This window comes from Saccharothrix stipae (genome assembly GCF_054781895.1).
Genome location: NZ_BAAGTN010000017.1, coordinates 216,354 through 236,396, shown reverse-complemented (window position 1 = coordinate 236,396; position 20,043 = coordinate 216,354). Strand labels below are relative to the sequence as shown.

Annotated in this window: 19 protein-coding genes; 15 read left to right on the top strand and 4 right to left on the bottom strand. The window is 72.0% G+C overall.

What is annotated here, in order from left to right; translation table 11 throughout:
- Window positions 1–232: 232 nt before the first annotated feature.
- On the top strand, window positions 233–1,804 hold the full coding sequence (locus ACYVLT_RS29065; protein WP_461123358.1) for an AMP-binding protein: 1,572 nt from the start codon (window positions 233–235) through the stop codon (window positions 1,802–1,804).
- A 25-nt stretch (window positions 1,805–1,829) separates the two neighbouring features.
- Here ACYVLT_RS29065 and fxsT read toward each other — a convergent pair whose 3' ends face one another.
- On the bottom strand, window positions 1,830–4,322 hold the full coding sequence (gene fxsT, locus ACYVLT_RS29060) for an FxSxx-COOH system tetratricopeptide repeat protein (protein WP_461123357.1): 2,493 nt from the start codon (window positions 4,320–4,322) through the stop codon (window positions 1,830–1,832).
- Window positions 4,323–4,481: 159 nt separating this feature from the next.
- On the opposite strand from fxsT, the gene ACYVLT_RS29055 reads away from it, so the two are divergent.
- From ACYVLT_RS29055 to ACYVLT_RS28990, 14 genes are all read left to right on the top strand, one after another.
- Entirely contained in the window at window positions 4,482–4,700 is a 219-nt protein-coding gene (locus tag ACYVLT_RS29055) for a hypothetical protein (protein WP_461123356.1), read from the top strand.
- A 114-nt stretch (window positions 4,701–4,814) separates the two neighbouring features.
- Window positions 4,815–5,564, top strand: a complete 750-nt coding sequence (locus ACYVLT_RS29050) for a phosphoglyceromutase (protein ID WP_461123355.1) — start codon at window positions 4,815–4,817, stop codon at window positions 5,562–5,564.
- Between the two features lie 320 nt (window positions 5,565–5,884).
- Window positions 5,885–7,087, top strand: coding sequence for a sensor histidine kinase (locus ACYVLT_RS29045; protein WP_461123354.1), 1,203 nt, complete (start codon window positions 5,885–5,887; stop codon window positions 7,085–7,087).
- Complete coding sequence (locus ACYVLT_RS29040; protein WP_230566366.1) at window positions 7,084–7,764, top strand: response regulator transcription factor; 681 nt, start codon at window positions 7,084–7,086, stop codon at window positions 7,762–7,764. The genes ACYVLT_RS29045 and ACYVLT_RS29040 overlap by 4 nt, the downstream gene beginning before the upstream one ends.
- A 27-nt stretch (window positions 7,765–7,791) precedes the next feature.
- On the top strand, window positions 7,792–8,802 hold the full coding sequence (locus ACYVLT_RS29035) for a Ppx/GppA phosphatase family protein (protein ID WP_461123353.1): 1,011 nt from the start codon (window positions 7,792–7,794) through the stop codon (window positions 8,800–8,802).
- Window positions 8,802–10,043: a hypothetical protein gene (locus ACYVLT_RS29030; protein WP_461123352.1), complete on the top strand. Its 1,242-nt coding sequence runs from the start codon at window positions 8,802–8,804 to the stop codon at window positions 10,041–10,043. Before ACYVLT_RS29035 ends, ACYVLT_RS29030 begins: the two co-directional genes overlap by 1 nt.
- Window positions 10,040–10,825 (top strand): sugar phosphate isomerase/epimerase family protein, encoded by a 786-nt coding sequence (locus ACYVLT_RS29025; RefSeq protein ID WP_461123351.1) that lies wholly within the window; start codon window positions 10,040–10,042, stop codon window positions 10,823–10,825. Before ACYVLT_RS29030 ends, ACYVLT_RS29025 begins: the two co-directional genes overlap by 4 nt.
- Window positions 10,826–10,974: 149 nt before the next feature.
- Complete coding sequence (locus ACYVLT_RS29020) at window positions 10,975–11,895, top strand: proline dehydrogenase family protein (RefSeq protein WP_461123350.1); 921 nt, start codon at window positions 10,975–10,977, stop codon at window positions 11,893–11,895.
- A gap of 8 nt (window positions 11,896–11,903) precedes the next feature.
- Window positions 11,904–12,710 (top strand): thioesterase family protein, encoded by an 807-nt coding sequence (locus tag ACYVLT_RS29015; RefSeq protein WP_461123349.1) that lies wholly within the window; start codon window positions 11,904–11,906, stop codon window positions 12,708–12,710.
- 148 nt (window positions 12,711–12,858) lie between these two features.
- Window positions 12,859–13,671, top strand: a complete 813-nt coding sequence (proC, locus tag ACYVLT_RS29010) for a pyrroline-5-carboxylate reductase (protein ID WP_461123348.1) — start codon at window positions 12,859–12,861, stop codon at window positions 13,669–13,671.
- Between the two features lie 120 nt (window positions 13,672–13,791).
- Window positions 13,792–13,995, top strand: coding sequence for a helix-turn-helix domain-containing protein (locus tag ACYVLT_RS29005; protein WP_053722699.1), 204 nt, complete (start codon window positions 13,792–13,794; stop codon window positions 13,993–13,995).
- Window positions 13,996–14,117: 122 nt separating this feature from the next.
- The gene (locus ACYVLT_RS29000; RefSeq protein WP_015105422.1) at window positions 14,118–14,219 is read left to right on the top strand and encodes a 30S ribosomal protein bS22; all 102 of its coding nucleotides are present in this window, start codon (window positions 14,118–14,120) and stop codon (window positions 14,217–14,219) included.
- 227 nt (window positions 14,220–14,446) lie between these two features.
- A complete protein-coding gene (locus ACYVLT_RS28995) occupies window positions 14,447–15,484 on the top strand; it encodes an NAD-dependent epimerase/dehydratase family protein (RefSeq protein ID WP_461123347.1) in 1,038 nt (345 codons plus the stop codon).
- 52 nt (window positions 15,485–15,536) lie between these two features.
- Window positions 15,537–16,520, top strand: a complete 984-nt coding sequence (locus tag ACYVLT_RS28990; protein ID WP_461123346.1) for a lysophospholipid acyltransferase family protein — start codon at window positions 15,537–15,539, stop codon at window positions 16,518–16,520.
- A 696-nt stretch (window positions 16,521–17,216) separates the two neighbouring features.
- Here ACYVLT_RS28990 and ACYVLT_RS28985 read toward each other — a convergent pair.
- The 3 genes from ACYVLT_RS28985 to ACYVLT_RS28975 all read right to left on the bottom strand — a co-directional run bounded on the left by ACYVLT_RS28985 (window position 17,217) and on the right by ACYVLT_RS28975 (window position 19,983).
- Window positions 17,217–18,104 (bottom strand): HAD family hydrolase, encoded by an 888-nt coding sequence (locus ACYVLT_RS28985; protein ID WP_461123345.1) that lies wholly within the window; start codon window positions 18,102–18,104, stop codon window positions 17,217–17,219.
- A 39-nt stretch (window positions 18,105–18,143) separates the two neighbouring features.
- Window positions 18,144–19,226 (bottom strand): DUF5667 domain-containing protein, encoded by a 1,083-nt coding sequence (locus ACYVLT_RS28980; RefSeq protein WP_461123344.1) that lies wholly within the window; start codon window positions 19,224–19,226, stop codon window positions 18,144–18,146.
- A 103-nt stretch (window positions 19,227–19,329) separates the two neighbouring features.
- Window positions 19,330–19,983, bottom strand: a complete 654-nt coding sequence (locus ACYVLT_RS28975; RefSeq protein WP_461123343.1) for a sigma-70 family RNA polymerase sigma factor — start codon at window positions 19,981–19,983, stop codon at window positions 19,330–19,332.
- Window positions 19,984–20,043: the final 60 nt, after the last annotated feature.

The window sequence follows — 20,043 nt, the reverse complement described above, 5'->3', positions numbered from 1 at the left end:
GCGAACCGCGGTCGTGCCGCGCGGGTCGTTCGGAGTGCGTCGGAACGCGACCCGCGGAGCTCTGCCAACTTGGCAGATGGCCGGCTCCCACCACAAGGGGCCGCGCTAGTCCATTCGTGTGTTCTTAGCCGAGTTAAGTAACGCTGTAGCGGGATTGCCGACTGCCTTGACCAGCGATGTGGCGTGACTCACGATGGCGGCAGCCCGCCCCCTGGATGAATGAGGCAGCCGCATGGTCTTCCGCAGTCCGTTCCCCGATGTCGCGGTCCCGGACGTCTCGCTGCACGAGTTGCTGTTCGCCGACCTCGGTGAGCGCGCCGACCGGGTCGCCCTGGTCGACGGCACCTCGGGCGCGTCACTGACCTACCGCCAACTGGTCGGGGCGGTCGATCGACTGGCCGCCGCGCTGGCCGCCAGGGGGATCGGCAAGGGCGACGTCGTCGGCATCCTCAGCCCGAACACCCCGTTCTACGCCGTCGTGTTCCACGGCATCCTGCGCGCCGGCGCGACCGCGACCACCATCAACGCCCTCTACACCGCCGACGAGGTCGCGCACCAGCTGACCGACGCGGGCGCCAAGATGCTGTTCACGGTGTCCGTGCTGCTGCCGAACGCGGCGCCGGGCGCGGAGAAGGCCGGGATCTCGGACGTGGTGGTGCTCGACACCGCCGAGGGCTACCCCAGCCTGTCGTCGTTGCTGGCCAACTCCGAGCCGACGCCGGAGGTCTCCATCGACCCGGCCGAGGACGTGGCCGTGCTGCCGTACTCGTCCGGCACGACCGGTCGGGCCAAGGGCGTGATGCTGACGCACCGCAACCTGGTGGCGAACATCGTCCAGTGCGGGCCGCTGCTGCGGGTGGGCGAGGAGACGAAGATCCTCGCCGTGCTGCCGTTCTTCCACATCTACGGCATGCAGGTGCTGATGAACAACGGCCTGCACGTCGGCGGCACGGTCGTGACGCTGCCGAAGTTCGACCTGCCCGAGTTCCTCCGGGTGATCCAGGACCACCGGACCGACCGGGTCTACATCGCACCGCCGGTCGCGGTGGCGCTGGCCAAGCACCCGTTGGTCGACCAGTACGACCTGTCCGGCATCGACACGATCTTCTCCGGCGCCGCGCCGCTGGACGTGGACCTCGCGGCGGCGGTCGCCAAGCGCCTCGGGTGCCGCGTCTCGCAGGGCTACGGGATGACCGAGATGAGCCCGGTCAGCCACGCGATCCCGGACGGCCGCGACGACATCTCCGTGGGCACGGTCGGCGTGATCGCGCCGAACATGGAGTGCCGCTTCGTGGACCCGGCCACCGGCGAGGACGTGGGTGTCGGCGAGCGCGGCGAGCTGTGGTGCCGCGGCCCGAACGTGATGAAGGGCTACCTGAACAACCCCGATGCCACCGCCGCCACCCTCGACGCCGAGGGCTGGCTGCACACCGGCGACGTGGCGGTGATCGACGAGCGGGGCCTGGTCAGCATCGTCGACCGGGTCAAGGAGCTGATCAAGTACAAGGGCTACCAGGTGCCGCCGGCCGAGCTGGAAGCCCTGCTGCTGACCCACCCGGAGATCGCCGACGCCGCCGTGGTCGGCGTGCGCGACCACGAAGGCGAGGAAGTGCCGAAGGCCTTCATCGTCCGCCAACCGGGCACCGCCCTGGACGAGTCCGCCGTGATGACCTTCGTCGCCTCCCAGGTCGCACCGCACAAGAAGGTGAGGGTCGTGGAGTTCATCGAAGCGATCCCGAAGTCGGCCGCGGGCAAGATCCTCCGCAAGGACCTCCGCGCCCGCGAGGCAGGCGCGTCGGCCTGAGCCGTCGACCGGGCCCCGGCGGCGGTCACGATGTCGGGGGTTCCGGTCGCGGTGGGGTTCTGGCCCGTTGTTCCAGTGGTTCGGCTTCGTGGGGCAGGTTCAGGGCGCGGAGGACGGCGGCGAGGTTTTTCAGGCGGACGGTGACGGCCGGGTGGTGGGGGCCGTAGGAGGCTTCAGCGGCGGTGACGGCTTGTTCCAGCAGTGGGCGGGCGTCGTGGTGCAGGCCCATGTCGTGCAGCAGGGAGCCGAGGTTGTTCAGGCGGGCGGCGACGATCGGGTGGGTCGTGCCGTAGGTGGCGGTGTCGATGGCCAGTGCGCGTTCCAGCAGTGGGCGGGCCTCGGCGGGGCGGCCCAGGGCGAGGGTGGCCAGGCCCAGGTTGCTCAGCCGGATCGCCACCTCGGGGTGGTCGGGGCCGGAGGCCGCCTCCTGGGTGGCCACGGCCCGGGCCAGCACCACCCGCGCCTCCTCGGTCCGGCCCACCCCGTGCAGGGCCAGTCCCAGGTTGTTCAGGCTGGTGGCGAGCGCGGGGTGGTCGGGCGGGTAGTGCGCCCGGTCGATGGCCAACGCGCGTTCCAGCAGCGGCAGCGCGTCGGTGGCGCGGTCGGCGTCGATCAGGGACAGGCCGAGGGCGTTCAGCACGCTCGCCACTTCCGGGTGGTCCGGGCCGGACGCCGCCTCGGTGCCGGCCAGCGCGCGTTCCAGCAGCTCACGGGCCTCCCGGTGGTGGCCGAGGCGGCGCAGCACCAGGCCGAGGTTGTGCGACCCGGCCGCCACGCCCGGGTGCTCGGGGCCGTGCTCCTGCTCGGTGATCCGCAACGCCCGCCGGAACAGCGGCAGCGCCTCGTCCAACCTGCCCTGGGTCTGGAGGAACGTGGCGGCGCGGTCGAGCAGCCACGCGGTGCGGTCGGGTGCGCCGATCACCGCCGCGGCGACCTCGTCGCAGACCGCCAGGACGTGCGTGAGCAGGGCGCGCCACCGCGGCCAGCTCTCCGGCGTGCCCACGATGCGCGCGGGCAGGTGGGACGCGAGCAGGTCGTGCGCGAGGGTGGCGGTGGCACGGTCGGCGTGCCGTGCGCGCAGCGACTCCCGGAGCAACCGGTGGGCGATGGTCACGTCGTCGTCCGTGCGCCGCACCAGGAACCGGTCGACCAGCGCGCCGACCGCGTCGGCCAGCGCGAGCGGGTCCGCCGCCACGTCCGACAGCGGCGCGGGCAGCAGGCCGGCGTGCTCGGTGAACAGCTCCAGCGGCACCGGTTCGGGCGCCGGCCACGCCAGCAGCTCCAGCAGCCGGGCCGCCGCCGGGTGGTGCTCGGCCACCTCGGCCAGCGAGAGGTCCCACAACGTGGCCAGCGTGCGCTCCCGGCCCGCCGCCCGCCCGCGGCCGATCACCTCCGCGGCACGGGTCCGCAACAGGTCCAGGTACGCGGTGACCGGCAGGCCCGTGGTGTCCAGGTAGGCCGACGCCTGCTCGACCGCCAGCGGCAGGTCGCCGAGCAGCTCGGCGAGCGCGGCGGCCGAGGCGTCCGACACCGACGGCAGGCGTCGCCGCAGCAGCGCCACGCTCTCCGGCCGGTCGAGCACGTCCACGTCCAGCACCGGGCCCAACGCGCGGAAGCCGCCGCGCCGGGTGGTGATCAGCACCCGGCCGTCGGCCGCGGGCAGGTGTGCGCGGACCTCGGCCGGGTCTTCGGCGTTGTCGAACACCATTAGCCAGCGGCGCGTCCGCAGCTCGGCCGCCAACGCGGTCCGGTCGACGTGACCAACCACGCCCAACGCGGCACCGAGCTCGGCCAGGTGGTCGGGAATGAGCGCGGGCTGCTCGGCCGGGATCCACCACACGACGTCGAAGTCGCGGGCGAAGCGGTGCGCGTACTCGACCACCAGCTCCGACTTGCCGACACCGCCGAGGCCGTGCACCGCCACCGCGCCGCCCGACCGCACCGACTCGTGCAGCCGCGCCAACGCCTCGGCCCGGCCGGTGAAGTTCGGGTTGCGCGGCGGCACGTGCCACACCGCGGGCCACGCGCCCGGGAACTCCGGCGCCGCCGATCGACCGACCGGCTCCGGCGACCGGCCGGGGAAGCCCGGCGCCGTCGCGGGCTTCAACCGCCCGTCCACGGCACCGCGCACGACCCGCCGCAACCGTGCCCGCGCGGTCGCCTCGTCCACGCCGAACAGGTCCTCCGACACCACCGAGCCCAACAACCCGGGCCGCTCGCACCCGTCCAGCCGGAGCACCAGGAGCCTGCGGTCCGCGCCCGACGGGTCGTCACGCCAGGCCGACCGCCACTCTGCGGCGCCGTGCAGCGACTCCAGGTACGCCGTCGACAGCAGCGCCACGGTCCGTTCCGCGCCGCGCACGCCGTCCTGCACCCGGCCGACCCAGTCCGTGCCCGGCACCATGTCCCACGCCTGGACCAGCACCCGGTGGCCGGCGGCTTCGAGCTCCCAGGCCACCCACTCCGCCCACGCCCGGTCCGCCGCCGTGTAGGAGACGAAGAAGTCCCACTCCGCCACCGGACGCCCCCTCCCCGCCTGCACCCGATCCCATCGTCGTCCCCTGAGACCTGACTACCACCCGATGGTGTTGTTGTCGGCTACTCAGCGAGCCGGACCGGTCACGCAGCACAACCATGTCGGGTGCAAATCGCGAATCACACACCGGAGGACCCACGCATGCGCATTCTCGGAAGGCTGGCCGTTTCGGCCGGCGCCACCGCCGTCATCCTGCTCGCCGCACCGGCCGCCAACGCGTCCCCGATGGACGCCGTTCCCGGCGGCAGCCCGCTGGCCGCCGCGCAGCAGGCGCTCGGTGCCGTGGTGGGCCAGCTGAGCAACGGCCTCGGCGGCCTCGGTGGTCTGGGCGGCGGCCTCCCCGGCGGCCTCGGCGGCTGATCCGGCTTCGGGTCGGGCCCGCGAGAGGCCCGACCCGGCCCGGTCGCTGCACCGATCAAGATCACAGCGACCACCGGGGTGAGCCCGCCCTGCCCATCTGGCAGGCTGACGCCCATGGCTGTCGGAACCCTGGTGCTGCTCCGCCACGGCGAGAGCGTCTGGAACGCGGAGAACCTGTTCACCGGTTGGGTGGACGTCCCCCTCTCGGAGAAGGGCGTGCACGAGGCGAAGCGCGGCGGCGTGCTGCTGCGCGAGGCGGGCGTGCTGCCCGACGTGGTGCACACGTCGCTGCTGCGGCGGGCGATCGGCACCGCCAACCTCGCCCTCGACGCGGCCGACCGGCACTGGATCCCGGTCCGCCGGGACTGGCGGCTCAACGAGCGCCACTACGGCGCGCTCCAGGGCAAGAACAAGAAGCAGACGCTGGAGGAGTTCGGCGAGGAGCAGTTCATGCTCTGGCGGCGCTCCTACGACACCCCGCCGCCGCCGATCGCGCCCGGCACCGAGTTCAGCCAGGACAGCGACCCCCGCTACGCCGACCTCGGCCCGGACCTGCCGCTCACCGAGTGCCTGCTGGACGTGGTCAAGCGGATGATCCCGTACTGGGAGTCCGCGATCGTGCCGGACCTGCGCACGGGCCGGACGGTCCTCGTCGCCGCGCACGGCAACTCGCTGCGCGCCCTGGTCAAGCACCTCGACGGCGTCTCCGACGAGGCGATCGCCGGCCTGAACATCCCCACCGGCATCCCGCTGCGCTACGAGCTGGACGACGAGCTCCAGCCGCTCAAGCCGGGTGGCGAGTACCTCGACCCGGACGCGGCCGCGGACGCGATCAAGGCGGTCGCCAACCAGGGTCGCGCGTAGCGCGGTCACCAGCTCCGCCACGAGACGGCGGCACGTGCGCAGGGTCCCACCCGGCGCGCGTGCCGCCGTCTCGTCCGTCCGGCCTCTTCCGCGCTGCCGGCACCCCCGGCACCCCCGGCGCGTCCTCCGCTCGTCACCTGGAGGAGAACCCGGCTTCCGCCGCTCTGCACCTGTCCGAACAGGACCCGGCTCAATTGGACACGATTGGGTGAACGCAGGTCGTCTGCCGGGAAAACATCGGTCCCGGACGGTGTCACAGGAGTCACGAACCACGCCTCGGTACTAGGCCGCACCCGCCCTGACCTGCTTACGATGCGCTTGTGACCGCAACGGGTTACCTCGTCCTGTCGATCGGCGCTCTGCTGATCGGCGGCGGTGCGTTTCTCGCCGGACGGACTACCGGCCGGACCCGCGAGACGCGTCCCCAAGGCCTGACCGTCGCCGACCTCATGGCCAGGGTGGTGCACAGCTCACCCAACGGCATCGCCGTGCTCAACGGCTTCGGCGACGTCGTGCTCCACAACGCCCGCGCCGAGGAGCTGGGCGTGGTGCGCAACAACCGCGTCGACGACCGCGCCAGACGCGCCGCCGAGATGGCCCGCCGCAACGGTGGCGTGATCGCGGTCGACCTGTCCTCGCTGGAGGTCATCAAGGGCCGCCAGCCGCAGGCCGTGCACGCCGCGGTCAAGGTGCTCACCGAGGGCTTCGTCGTGGTCGACGCCTCCGACGAGTCCGAGTCGGTGCGGCTGGAGGCGACCAGGCGCGACTTCGTGGCCAACGTCAGCCACGAGCTCAAGACCCCGGTCGGCGCGCTCGCGCTGCTGGCCGAGGCGGTGCTCGACGCCGCGGAGGACCAGGAGGAGGTCCGCCGGTTCAGCGCCAAGATCATGCAGGAGGCCACCCGGCTGGGCACCCTGGTCACCGAGCTGATCGCGCTGTCGCGGTTGCAGGGCGCGGAGAAGCTGCCGGAGCTCAGCCGGGTCGAGGTCGACGTGGTCATCGACGAGGCGATGAGCCGGTCCCGGCTGGCCGCCGAGTCCGCGGGCATCGAGATCTCCACCGACGCGCCGAGCGGCCTCGAGGTCGAGGGCGACCGGACGCTGCTGGTCACCGCGTTGAGCAACCTGCTCGACAACGCGGTCGCGTACTCGCCGCCGGGCAGCCCGGTGTCGGTCAGCCGCAAGTCGGCGGACGACGGTTTCATCGAGATCGCGGTCACCGACCGCGGCATCGGCATCGCCGAGGACCAGCAGACCCGCGTGTTCGAGCGCTTCTACCGGGTCGACAAGGCCCGGTCGCGCGCCACCGGCGGCACCGGTCTCGGCCTGGCGATCGTCAAGCACGTCGCCAACAACCACGGCGGCGAGGTGAGGCTGTGGAGCCTGCCCGGCACCGGCTCCACGTTCACCTTGCGCATCCCGGCCCACCCCGACGGGGACGAGCCCACGCAGGACCTGCCCCAGCAGGAGCTGGCGAGCCCCGTGCCGAGCGGCGCGGGCAGCAACCACGGAGGAGAGCTGTGACCAGGGTGCTCATCGTGGAGGACGAGGAGTCCTTCGCCGATCCGCTCGCCTTCCTGCTGCGCAAGGAGGGCTTCACCGCGGCGCTCGCGGCCACCGGCCAGGAGGCGTTGGAGGAGTTCGACCGCAACGGCGCCGACATCGTGCTGCTCGACCTCATGCTCCCCGGGATGAGCGGCACCGACGTGTGCAAGCAGCTGCGCGCCCGCTCCGCCGTGCCGGTGATCATGGTGACCGCGCGGGACAGCGAGATCGACAAGGTCGTCGGCCTGGAGCTGGGCGCGGACGACTACGTCACCAAGCCGTACTCGGCGCGCGAGCTGATCGCCCGCATCCGCGCCGTGCTGCGCCGCGGCGGTGAGTCCGAGGAGCTGTTGCCGCAGGTCCTGGAGGCAGGGCCGGTGCGGATGGACGTCGAGCGGCACGTGGTGACCGTGGACGGCGGCGAGGTGAGCCTCCCGCTCAAGGAGTTCGACCTCCTGGAGTACCTGCTGCGCAACGTCGGCCGGGTGTTGACCCGCGGCCAACTGATCGACCGGGTGTGGGGCGCGGACTACGTCGGCGACACCAAAACCCTGGACGTGCACGTCAAGCGGCTGCGCTCGAAGATCGAGCCCGACCCGTCGGCGCCGCGTCACCTGGTCACCGTGCGTGGACTGGGATACAAGTTCGAATCCTGATCATCCCGACCAGGTACGGTGCACCGCGTGCGCCTAGGGGTGCTTGATGTCGGGTCCAACACCGTCCACCTCTTGGTGGTGGACGCTCATCGGGGTGCCCACCCGACGCCGATGAGTTCGGAGAAGTCCGTGCTGCGCCTCGCCGAGCAGCTGGACGGCTCGGGGATGATCGGGCGCGAGGGCGCCGACCAGCTGGTGCGCACCGTCGCCGCGTCCAAGGCGGCGGCGGAGCGGCTGGGCTGCGAGGACCTGATGGCGTTCGCGACCTCCGCGGTGCGCGAGGCGGGCAACTCGGCCGAGGTGCTGGACCGGGTCCGCCGCGAGACCGGCGTCGACCTCCAAGTGCTGACCGGCGAGGACGAGGCTCGCTACACGTTCCTCGCGGTGCGCCGCTGGTACGGCTGGTCGGCGGGCAGGCTGCTGAGCCTGGACATCGGTGGCGGGTCGCTGGAGCTGGCGGTCGGCGTGGACGAGGAGCCGGAGGAGGCGTTCTCGGTGCCGTTGGGCGCGGGCAGGCTGACCCGGACCCGGTTCCGCAACGACCCGCCGAGCCGGACCGAGGTGCGCGAGACGACCGAGTGGCTGGCCGAGCAGTTGTCGCCGGTGGTGAAGAAGATCCGCCGAGTGGGTACCCCCGATCGAGTGGTCGCCACGTCGAAGACGTTCCGCACGCTGGCCCGGCTGACCGGCGCGGCGCCGTCGTCGGCCGGGCCGCGGGCGCGGCGCGTGCTCACCGATGCGGGCCTGCGGCAGCTCATCGCGTTCATCTCCCGGATGTCCGCGGCGGACCTGGCCGAGCTCGAAGGGGTGAGCGCCAGCCGTGCTCACCAGTTGGTGGCGGGTGCTCTGGTGGCCGAGGCCACGATGCGAGCCCTGTCACTCGGCGAGCTGGAGATTTGCCCCTGGGCACTGCGGGAAGGTGTCATCCTGCGTCGGCTGGACCACACTAATGGCTCGGACCTGACCACCCCGCCGGACCGCACCCGCCGGACGGGTGACACTGGACGGACTGGCCGCCACGGGGCACGGTGGAGTTGATGAGTCGAGAGAGCGAGTCGGAGCAGACCCAGCGCACCGTCGCGGAGTTGCTCGCCCAGTACGGCGGGGGCTCCGGCGAGGTGACGCCGCGTCGGCGACGGCGCCGTGCCGAAGAGGCCTCGGACACGGCTCCGCAGGCCATCATCGACCGGATCAACTCCGACAGCGGCAGCATGCTGCCGGTCCGCGACGAGCCCGAGCCGCCCGCCGCGCCCGCGCTGCCGCAGCGGCAGCGCTCCGTCGAGGCCGAGCGCACGGCCTACCAGCCGCCGATCGCGCCGCCCCCGATGTCCCGGCCGAAGCCGTCGGCGCCGCGCCCCGAACCGCAGGCGCCGCCCAGGGTGGAGCCGGGGTCCCGGTCGGACCTGTCCCGGCCGGACGTGTCGCGGCTGGAGCCGCCGAAGGTCGAGTCCGGGCGCAGACGGGCGCCCGACGTCGACCCGGCCGAGGAGACCAGGGTCGTGCCGCCGATCGTGGCCGACTACCAGGGCGAGCCGTCCCGGCCCAACCTGCCGAAACCGCCGGTCAAGCCCGAGCCGTCGCGCTCGAACCTGGTGCGCCCGGTGCCGCCCGCGGTGCCGCCGCCGGGGTTGAAGCCGCCGGGGGTGACTCCTGTCGGTGTGCCCGGTCGCGAGCCGGTGACCGAGGTGATGCCGCGCATCACCGACAAGCTCACGCCGAACGTGCCGCTGGAGTCGTTGCCGACCGAGTCGGTGCTGATCGTGCCGCCCGCCCCGCCCCGGCTGCCCGAGCCGCTGCCCGACCAGTCCGCCGAGGACTGGTTCGGCGACGACGAGCCCGAAGAGGTCGTCGAGCAGGAGAGCACCGCGTTCCACCCGTACGTCGACCTCGACGAGGAAGACGAGGACGACGACTACCCGCCGCGCCGCGACTTCAAGCGCCGCGACCTGGACGACGACGAGCCCGCCGGGCTGGCCGACGTCGACGACGAGGACGACGAACGCCCCGCCGAACGCTCGGCGGGCAAGGAGTGGCTGGTCATGCTCGGCCAGCTCGCGGTCGGCGTGATCGGCGGCGCGGCGCTGTGGCTGGGCTTCAACTTCCTGTGGCGCACGGCCGCGCCCGCCGCGCTGGTGGTCGCGCTGGCGGTGACGGTCGGCCTGGTGATGATGGTCCGCAAGATCCGCCGTGCGGACGACCTCCAGACGACCGTGCTGGCGGTGCTGGTGGGGTTGATCGTGACGGTGTCGCCGGCGGCGATGCTGCTGGTGAACTCTTGATCCCGGTCGGCCTGTCCACCGCGGCCGTCTGGCCGCAACCGGCGGGTGCCGCGTTCGAGGCGGCGTCGGAGCTGGGTTACGACGGCGTCGAGGTCATGGTGTGGGCCGACCCGGTGAGCCAGGACGTGCGGGCGGTGGACCGGCTGTCGAAGCGCTACGGGGTGCCGGTGCTGGCCGTGCACGCGCCGTGCCTGCTGATCAGCCAGCGGGTGTGGTCGCCGGACCCGTCCGAGCGGTTGCGGCGCAGCGTCCAGGCGGCCGTCGACCTGGGTGCGCGGACGGTCGTGCTGCACCCGCCGTTCGCGTGGCAGCGGCGGTACGCGGACGGGTTCGCCGACCTGGTCGCGTCGTTGGAGGACGCCAGCGGCGTCGCCATCGCGGTGGAGAACATGTTCCCGGTGCGCCGCCCGCTCGGGCGGGGGCGGTCGGTGCAGGTGACGGCGTTCCGGCCGTCGATCGACCCGACCGACGTGGGTCACCGGAACTACACGCTGGACCTGTCGCACGCCTCGGCCGCGCACGTGGACGCGATGGAGCTGGCCAAGCGCATGGGCGACGGGCTGACCCACGTGCACCTGGCCGACGGCTCCGGCTTGCCGAAGGACGAGCACCTGGTGCCCGGCCGCGGCACCCAGCCGTGCGCCGAGCTGCTGGCCCACCTGATCCGCACCGGCTTCACCGGCCAGGTCGTGCTGGAGATCAACACCCGCCGCGCCCGCACCGCCGCCGACCGCGTCGAACTCCTGGCCGAATCCCTCCTCTTCGCCCGCCTCCACCTCTGACCCCCGCGAGAGTCCAACCTCCAGCCCGCGCGTGTCCTACGTTCAGAACGCGCGTGTCCTACGTTCAGGACCCCCGAATTCAACGCTCAGGCGGCCGGGGTGTGAACTCGCACCCGCTCCCGCGCCGATCAGCGGCTAGGGTCTTGATCGTGAACCCGTTGCGCACGTTGATCCTCGCCGCCGCGGGCAACGACGTGGTGCGCCGGGTCGTCGCGACCGCCCCCGTCAGCCGTGACGTGGTACGCCGGTTCGTGGCGGGCGAGACCACCGCCGACGCGATCGACGCGACCGGACGGCTGATCGGCGACGGCCTGCGCGTCACCCTCGACCACCTCGGCGAGGACACCACCGACCGCACCACCGCCGAACGCACCGTGCGCGCGTACCTGGACCTGCTCGACCAGCTGCACGACGGCGGCCTCGCCCCGGACGCCGAGGTCAGCGTGAAGCTGTCCGCCGTCGGCCTGGCCCTCGGCGAGACGTTCGCGCTGGACAACGCCTCCCGCATCTGCGCCGCCGCCGAACAGGCGAACACCACGGTCACCCTCGACATGGAGGACCACACCACCACCGACGCCACCCTGCGCGTGCTCGCCGAACTGCGCCGCCACTGGCCGTCGACCGGCGCGGTGCTCCAGGCGTACCTGCGCCGCACCCTGGACGACGTCCGCGAGCTCGCGGGCACGCGCGTCCGGCTGTGCAAGGGCGCGTACGCCGAACCGGCGTCGGTGGCTTACGTCGACCCGCACGAGGTCGACCTCAACTACGTGCGCTGCGCCAACGTGCTGCTGGCCGGCTCCGGTTACCCGATGTTCGCCACCCACGACCCGCGCCTGATCGAGATCGTCTCCGAACGCGCCCGCTGGTACGGCAAGTCGGTCGAGGACTTCGAGTTCCAGCTGCTCTACGGCGTCCGGCCGGGCGAGCAGCAGCACCTCGCCGCGGAGGGGCACGTCGTGCGCGTTTACGTGCCGTTCGGCGAGCAGTGGTACGGGTACCTGATGCGCCGGCTCGCCGAGCGGCCGGCCAACGTCGCGTTCTTCCTGCGCTCGCTGGTAAGCCGTTCGTGAGGAGCCCTGTGTCCTTCTCGCTAGCCAGTGCGGTCCGCCCCCTGGGCGACGGCACGTACACCGCCTCCCTGCCCGCGGAGTGGACCGTCGGTCCCAAGCCGCACGGCGGGTTCCTGCTGGCCCTGGTCTCACGGGCGGCGGTGGACAGCGCGCGGGCGGTCGTGCCGGGCGCCGACGACCTGGCGCCGTTAGCGGTGAGCACGCAGTTCCTGCGCGCGCCCGAGGTGGGGCCGGTGCTGGTGCGGACGCAGGTGCGCAAGGCGGGGCGGACGGCGACCGTGGTGACGTCGACCTTGGAGCAGCGCGGGCGCAGCTGCGTGGAGGCGGTGGTGACGGTCGGCCGGATCCCGACGGCCGCGCCGGACTACGCCGACCTGCCCGACATGCCCGCCGCGCCGCCCGCGGACGCGATCGACCTGGCATCCATGGGGTCGGGCGGGGTGTACAAGCTCGGCGCGGTGTGCGACGTGCGGCTGGACCAGGCGGGCGCGGGGTTCCTGACCGGACGGGTGGGCGACCCGCTGGTGCTGCGGCTGTGGGTGCGTCCGCTGGGTGAGCGGCCGGACCCGTACTTCGCGCTGATCGCGGGGGACGTCTCGATGCCGGTGACGTTCAACCTTGGCCGGTTCGGGTGGTCGCCGACCGTGCAGCTGACCGCGTTGCTGCGGGCGAACCCGGCGCCGGGGTGGCTGCGCGTGCGGGTGTCGTGCAGCGCGGTGCACGGGCAGTGGTTCGACGAGGACGCCGTGGTGATCGACTCGGCGGGACGGCTGGTGTGCCAGGCGCGTCAGCTGGCGTTGACGCCGGCCACGTGACCTGAGCGTTGAATTCGGGTGTTCTGAGCGTTGGACTCTCGCGTTCTGAACGTTGGACTCTCGCGTTCTGGGAGTAGGACACGCGTGTTCTGGGGGTAGGACACGCCGGTGGTGGGGTGGGGTGAGGAGGTCGTGGCAGGCTTGGCGCATGACGACCATCGCCGTGTTGGGTGCCGGCAAGATCGGCGAAGCGCTGCTGTCGGGGCTGTTGCAGGGTGGGCGCAAGGCCGATGAGCTGCTGTTCACCGAGAAGCACCCGGAACGGGCCACCGCGCTGACCGAGCGGTACGGGGTGGAGGGGCTCGACGTGCCCGGTGCCGCCCAGCGGGCCGACGTGCTCGTGGTCGCGGTCAAGCCGCAGGACATCGAACCGCTGCTGGACGAGCTGGCCCCCGTGCTCAAGCCGGGCACGTTGGTCGTCTCGCTGTGCGCCGGCCTGCCGACCTCGCTGTACGAGCGCAGGCTTCCCGACAACACCCCCGTGGTCCGGGTCATGCCGAACACCCCGATGGTCGTCGGCGAGGCGATGAGCGCCATCTCGGCGGGCAGGTACGCCACCGACGAGCACCTGAACCTGGTCGAGCAGCTGCTGGGCACGGTCGGCAAGGTCGCCCGCGTCCCGGAGAGCCAGCAGGACGCCGTCACCGCGCTGTCCGGCTCCGGCCCGGCCTACTTCTTCTACCTGGTCGAGGCCATGATCGACGCGGGCATCCTGCTCGGCATCCCGCGCGACCTGGCCGGCCGGCTGATCATCCAGTCGGCGGTCGGCGCGGCCACCATGCTGAACGAGGGCGACCAGCACCCGGTCATCCTCCGCGAGGCCGTCACGTCACCCGCCGGCACCACCATCATGGCCATCCGCGAGCTGGAGAAGCACGGCGTGCGCGCGGCGATGCTGGCGGCCATCGAGGCGGCGCGCGACCGTTCGGTGGAACTGGGACGCGACCACGAGGCGGACTGATACCGCCATTGGCCGTCGCACCAGTCCCACGCGTCCCGTTACTCTCAAGGGAGCACGTGCGTGTCGAACCGTCGGTGGGGAAGCCGACGGCACGACGCGTGTCGAAGGACGCGGTGATCCATGCCTGCGGAGGAGAAGTCGCTCGGTCAAGTCAGATTCATGACGGTCGCCGAGGTCGCGCTGATGATGCGCGTGTCGAAGATGACGGTGTACCGCCTGGTCCACTCCGGTGAGCTGACGGCGGTGCGCGTGGGCAAGTCGTTCAGAGTGCCGGAGAAGGCGGTGCACGAGTACCTGCGCAACGCCTACTTCGACGCCGGGTGAAGGTGCGTGCGGACGAGCGGGTAAACTGATAGGCCGTTCGTGCCTGGTGTCGGCGCGCCCACTTGACGGGTGTCTCCACCGGCGCGTGGAGACCACCAACGTCTAGTAGTGAAGGAACCCGCATGGGCTCGGTCATCAAGAAGCGCCGCAAGCGCATGTCGAAGAAGAAGCACCGCAAGTTGCTGCGCAAGACGCGGGTCCAGCGCAGGAAGCGCGGCAAGTAACCCCTGCGGGTTCTAGCACCGCCAGTCCCCGGCGAGCAGGCCGCGGGACTGGCGGTGTCTTCGTTTCGGGGGGACGACCGCCGTCCCGCCATCCGGGTGATTACCGGTAAAGCCCTCGTGACCTGCGTCAAGAGGCCGTTCCCCGGCCGATCGCCGGGCCGGTTCCCGGCTAGCATCGTCGAGTCGCACCACCTGCACCGAGCCGCACCACCCGCACAGGGAGTCGCATGGCGCCCAAGGTCGTTCTCGTCACCGGTTGCAGCCGTTACCTCGGCGGTCACCTCGCCGCGCGCTTCGCGGCGAACCCCGACGTCGAACGGGTGCTCGGCGTGGACACCGAGCCGCCGTCGCGCGACCTGCTGCGCCGGATGGGCCGCGCCGAGTTCGTGCGCGCCGACATCCGCAACCCCCTCATCGCGAAGGTCATCGCCACCGCGCACGTCGACACGGTCGTGCACGCGTCGGTGACGGCGAACCCGGCCGGACCGGCGGGCCGCACCGCGATGAAGGAGATGAACGTCATCGGCACGATGCAGCTGCTGGCCGCATGCCAGAAGTCGCCGCACGTGCGCAAGCTGGTGGTGAAGTCGACCAGCGCGGTGTACGGGTCGAGCTCGCGCGACCCGGCGGTGTTCACCGAGGACATGGGCCCGAAGGAACTGCCCTCCAGCGGGTACGCCAAGGACGCCGTCGAGGTCGAGGGGTACGTGCGCGGCTTCGCCCGGCGCCGGCCGGACGTGGACGTCACCGCGCTGAGGTTCACCAACTTCATCGGCCCGCGCATCGACACGGTCCTGACCAGGTACTTCGCCCTGCCGATCGTGCCGACGGTGCTCGGGTACGACGCCAGGGTGCAGTTGCTGCACTCCGAGGACGCGCTGGCGGTGCTGGAGCGCGCCACGCTGCACGACCTGCCCGGCGTCTACAACGTGGGCGGTGACGGCGTGCTGATGCTGTCGCAGGCCATCCGCCGGGCGGGCCGGATCAGCCTGCCGGTGCCGAGCGCGGCGGTGCCGACGATGGGCCGGTTCTTCCGCGGCGCGCGGCTGGTGGACTTCTCGCCGGACCAGATGAGGTTCCTCAACTGGGGCCGGGTGGTGGACACGACGCTGCTGAAGCAGGAGTTCGGCTTCACCCCGAGGTGGACCACCCAGCAGGCGTTCGACGACTACGTGAGCGGGCGCGCCCTGCGGCCGCTGGTCGACCCGGGGCTGGTGGCGTCGGTCGAGCGGGGAGTGCTCGACCTGGCCGCCAGGTTCCGCTGACTCCCCCAGAGCCCGCCGGCGCGGTCGGCGATCAGATCGAGGAGGTGGACACGTGGCAGAGGCACGGGTGATCCCGCTGCACGGTGCGGACCGGGAGGCTCCCCGACGACGGCGCGGTGCGCACCCCGCGCCCGGGCCGGTTCCCGTGCCCGAACCGCCGGCGCCGCAGGCCGCCGCCTCGGTGCCGGAGAAGGCGAGCTGGGAGCACCGGCTGGCCGACCTGCTCGCGTTCGCCCGCAGGCGCATCCAGGGCGACTACGAGGTGGACGAGTTCGGCTTCGACCCGGACCTCACCGACAACGTGCTGATGCCGCCGCTCAAGCCGCTGTACGAGAAGTGGTTCCGGGTGGAGACGATCGGCATGCACAACGTGCCGGGCGAGGGCGGCGCGCTGATCGTCGCCAACCACTCCGGCACGCTGCCGCTGGACGCCACGATGACCGCGTTCGCGCTGCGCGCGGACCACCCGAAGCGCCGCCACCTGCGGATGCTGGGCGCGGACCTGGTGTTCAAGACGCCGGTGCTGGGCGCGTTGGCCCGCAAGTCGGGGCAGACGCTCGCGTGCAACCCGGACGCGGAACGGCTGCTCACCTCCGGTGAGCTGGTCGGTGTGTGGCCGGAGGGCTTCAAGGGCATCGGGAAGCCTTTCAAGGACCGGTACAAGCTCCAGCGGTTCGGGCGGGGCGGGTTCGTCTCGGCGGCGTTGAACACCGGTGTGCCGATCATCCCGTGCTCGATCGTGGGCGCCGAGGAGATCTACCCGAAGATCGGCGACATCAAGGCGCTGGCCAGGCTGTTCGGCTTCCCCTACTTCCCGGTGACACCGTTCTTCCCGCTGTTGGGCCCGTTGGGCGCGATCCCGTTGCCGTCGAAGTGGTACATCGAGTTCGGCGAGCCGATCCGGACCGACGTCTACGGCCGGCACGCCGCCGACGACCCGATGCTGGTGTTCAACCTGACCGACCAGGTGCGGGAGACGATCCAGCAGACCCTGTACCGACTGCTCACGCAGCGCCGGAACGTCTTCCTGGGCTGATCACGGCTCCTCCGTAGGGGTCACCGCACGCGTCAGGGGTCACCGCACGCGTCGGGGGTCACCGCACGCGTCGGGGTCGCGTTGTAAAGATCAAAAGCATGTCCTCGCCGGACGGGCAGATCAGCAGGATGACCCGGACTACGCGGTCCTGCGCCGGTCTCGTCGTCGGTCCGGGTTTCGTGCCATCCCACCGACCTCCACAAGGGCTACCACACGCGTCAAGGGGGGCGGGCACCAGTCGATGTGCCGGGCACTGGCTGGACACGCCCCCCTTGACACGTGCGGTAGGGCTGCGCCAGGTCGGCGGGATGACACGAAGCCCTCCCTATTGGGAGGTAGGGCAGCGGTGACGACGACACCGCTCCCGACGCGCGCCTCTGGCCGTCCACTGGCTGTCTCTTCCTCAAAGGAGGGCTTCGTGTCATCCCGCCGACCTGGCTTTGCCCTACCGCGCGTGTCAAGGGGGCGGGGTTCCGGCTTGCCCGGTGTGGGTCCCTTGCCGCCCCCTTGACGCGGGTGGTAGCCCGGAGGGAGGTCGGTGGGATGACACGGAGTCCGGACCCACGACGGACCCGGTGCAGGACCAGGTAGTCGGGGTCATCCTGCTGATCTGCCCGTCCGGCGAGGACATGCTTTTAAGCTCTTGATCTTTGATCTTTGAACAGCTGTGCCGGCGGGCCAGGCTGGAGGACCGCGTCAGCGGTCGCGGCGGCGGTAAGCCAGGGTGGCGGCCACCGCGCCCGCCAATGCGCCCGCGCCCAGCACGGACGGGACGCCGATCTTCGCCGCCTTGCGGCCCGTGCGGAAGTCGCGGATTTCCCAGCCGCGCTTGCGGGCTGTCTCGCGCAGGCCGGAGTCCGGGTTCACCGCGACCGCCGTGCCGACGACCGACAGCATCGGCACGTCGTTCACCGAGTCCGAGTACGCCGTGCACCGCCGCAGGTCGAGGCCTTCCCTGGCGGCCAGCGCCCGCACGGCGTGCGCCTTCGCCCGGCCGTGCAGCAGGTCACCGACCAACCGGCCGGTGTAGATGCCGTCCGTGCTCTCCGACACCGTGCCGAGCGCACCGGTCAGGCCCAGCCTCCGGGCGATGATCTGCGCCAGCTCCACCGGTGTCGCGGTCACCAGCCACACCCGCTGACCGGCGTCCAGGTGCATCTGCGCCAACGCCTGGGTGCCCGCCCAGATCCGGTCGGCCATGAGCTCGTCGTAGATCTCCTCGCCGAGCGAGACGAGCTCCGCCACCGACCGGCCGGCCACGAACGACAGCGCCTGCTCGCGGGACGCCGCCACGCTCTGCGGGTCCTCCCGACCACCGACGCGGAACTTGAGCTGCTGCCAGGCGAACCCGGCGAGGTCGGAGTTCCTGAAGTACTTGCGCGCCGCGAGGCCGCGGGCGAAGTGGAAGATCGACGCGCCCATCATCATCGTGTTGTCGACGTCGAAGAAGGCGGCGGCGGTGAGGTCGGTGGTCGCGCTCCCGGACGGCCCGACCGTCAGCGCGGCCTCGGCCGAAGCCGCACCGGCCAGCGCGGCGAGCCTCTCCCGCTCGGCCGAGCCCTCCACCACACGCCTTTTCACCACGTCAGCGCCTCCCGCGGTCCGATGGGGACAGGGTAGCGATCAGCCGCCGAGGCCGGGCAGCGGCAGCGACGGGACGGTCAACGTGGGCAGCGGGAGCAGCGGGCCGCCGGTCGTGGTGGGCGGTGCGGACGGCGTCGGCGTCGGCGCGCTCCCCGTGACGCCACCGCCCGGTGTGCCGGTGGGGCCGGGCGCGTCGCCGGACGTGGTGACGGCGACGGCGGTCGTCGGCGGCACGGACGGCGAGGCGCTCGGCGACGTGCCCGGTTCGGCGGACCGCGCCGCGCACTCGCCCTCGGCGGGCACCGGCCCGACCTGGTCGACCTGTCCCGACGTCACGGGCACGCAGTCCACCCGGGCGAGCAGCGCGGCCGCCCGTCCGGCGATCCGGTCGAGCAGGTCGAGCGACGCACCGGCCCGGTCGACGGCCTCGGTGGGCAGCGACTCGCGCACCTCGGCCAACCGGGTGGCCTGCGCGGTGGCCCAGTCGCGCAGGTTCTCCAGGGCGCGCTGATCCGAGTTCGAGCCGAGCGCGGTCAGCACGCGGGAACCGGCCGCGGCGTCGGCGTCGAAGTCGGTCAGCGCGGTCAGGTAGCCGCCGAGCGGTCCGCCGCCGGACTCGCGGTACCGGTCGACCAGCGTCTCCAGCTCGGCGACGCGCGCGGCGGCGAACTCCAGGCGCTTGTGGCCCTTCGACTCCTCGCCGAAGGTGAGGCCGAGCGAGGCGGACTCGGCGGTGCGCTTGACGCCGTACAGCGCGTCGCCCGGCAGCGCGTCCCGGCTGAGCAGCAGGCTCATCCCGGTCAGCGAGAACAGCAGGCACAGCGCCGCGGCGAGGGCTACCGCTAATCGGCCGCGCGCCCCGGTGCGGCGTTCCCGGACGGGTCGGTGGAGCTTGGTGGGCGGCGGCTCGGCCGCGCCGAGCACCCTGGCCCGCATCCGCGCCTTGGCGGCCTCGTCCGGTCCGGCCGTGACTGCGGCTTTCCGCAGCAGCGCCACGACAGCCAGCTCGTCGGCGAGGTCCTCGCCGTCACCGGGCGCGGCGTCGGGATGCGCGTCGACCGCGCGGGCGAACTGCTCGCGCTGCCTGTGACGCCATAGCGGCGTGATCCCTCTGCCTACCATCCTGCGTGGCCAACCATCCCGCACCGTCTCGACCGTTCCTGCCCCGAACAACGAACCGGGAGGTCCCGGGGTTACGCGGGTGACGAGTGGTGCGACGGTGATCTCACCGCAGCCACGTGGGCAGCAGTTGGGCCAACCGGCGCACCGCTCGGTGCTGCAGGGCCTTGATGGCGCCCTCGTTGCGCCCCATCTTCGCGGCCGTCTCGGCCACCGACAAGCCCTCGATGAAGCGGAACGTGATGCAGTCGCGTTGATCGTCACCCAGTTGGGCTACGCAGCGGAGCAGTTCGGCGTTGGCCGCGCCGGTCAGCACCTCCTGTTCGGGACCGTCCGTGACCTCGCGGTTGTCCGCGAGCTCGGCGGTCGTGACCTCCAGCCGGTAGCGGCTGGACTTCACGTGGTCGAACACGATGTTGCGCGCGATCGTGACGAACCAGGCGCCGACGTCGCGGCCCTGGTAGCTGATGGACCCGATGCTGCGCAGCGCGCGCAGGAACGTCTCGCTGGTGACGTCCTCGGCCAGCGTGCGGTCGCCCACGCGGAACAGCACGTACCGGTACACCACGTCGACGTACCGGTCGTAGAGCGCGCCGAACGCGTCCGTGTCGCCGCCCTGAGCGGCGCGGACCAGGTTCCACGGCTCCTCGGCCGCGTTGCTCTCCACGCTCTCGATCGTGCTGGACTGCCCTCCTGCACTCCACCTCGAGCGGAGTGACCGGATGGTTCGGACGGAGTTCTCGCGTGCCCGTGCGGTCATCGGCTCGCGGCACCTCCACAGAGTCGCCGTGCCGGCAGCATACGTGTTGTTACTCCGTAG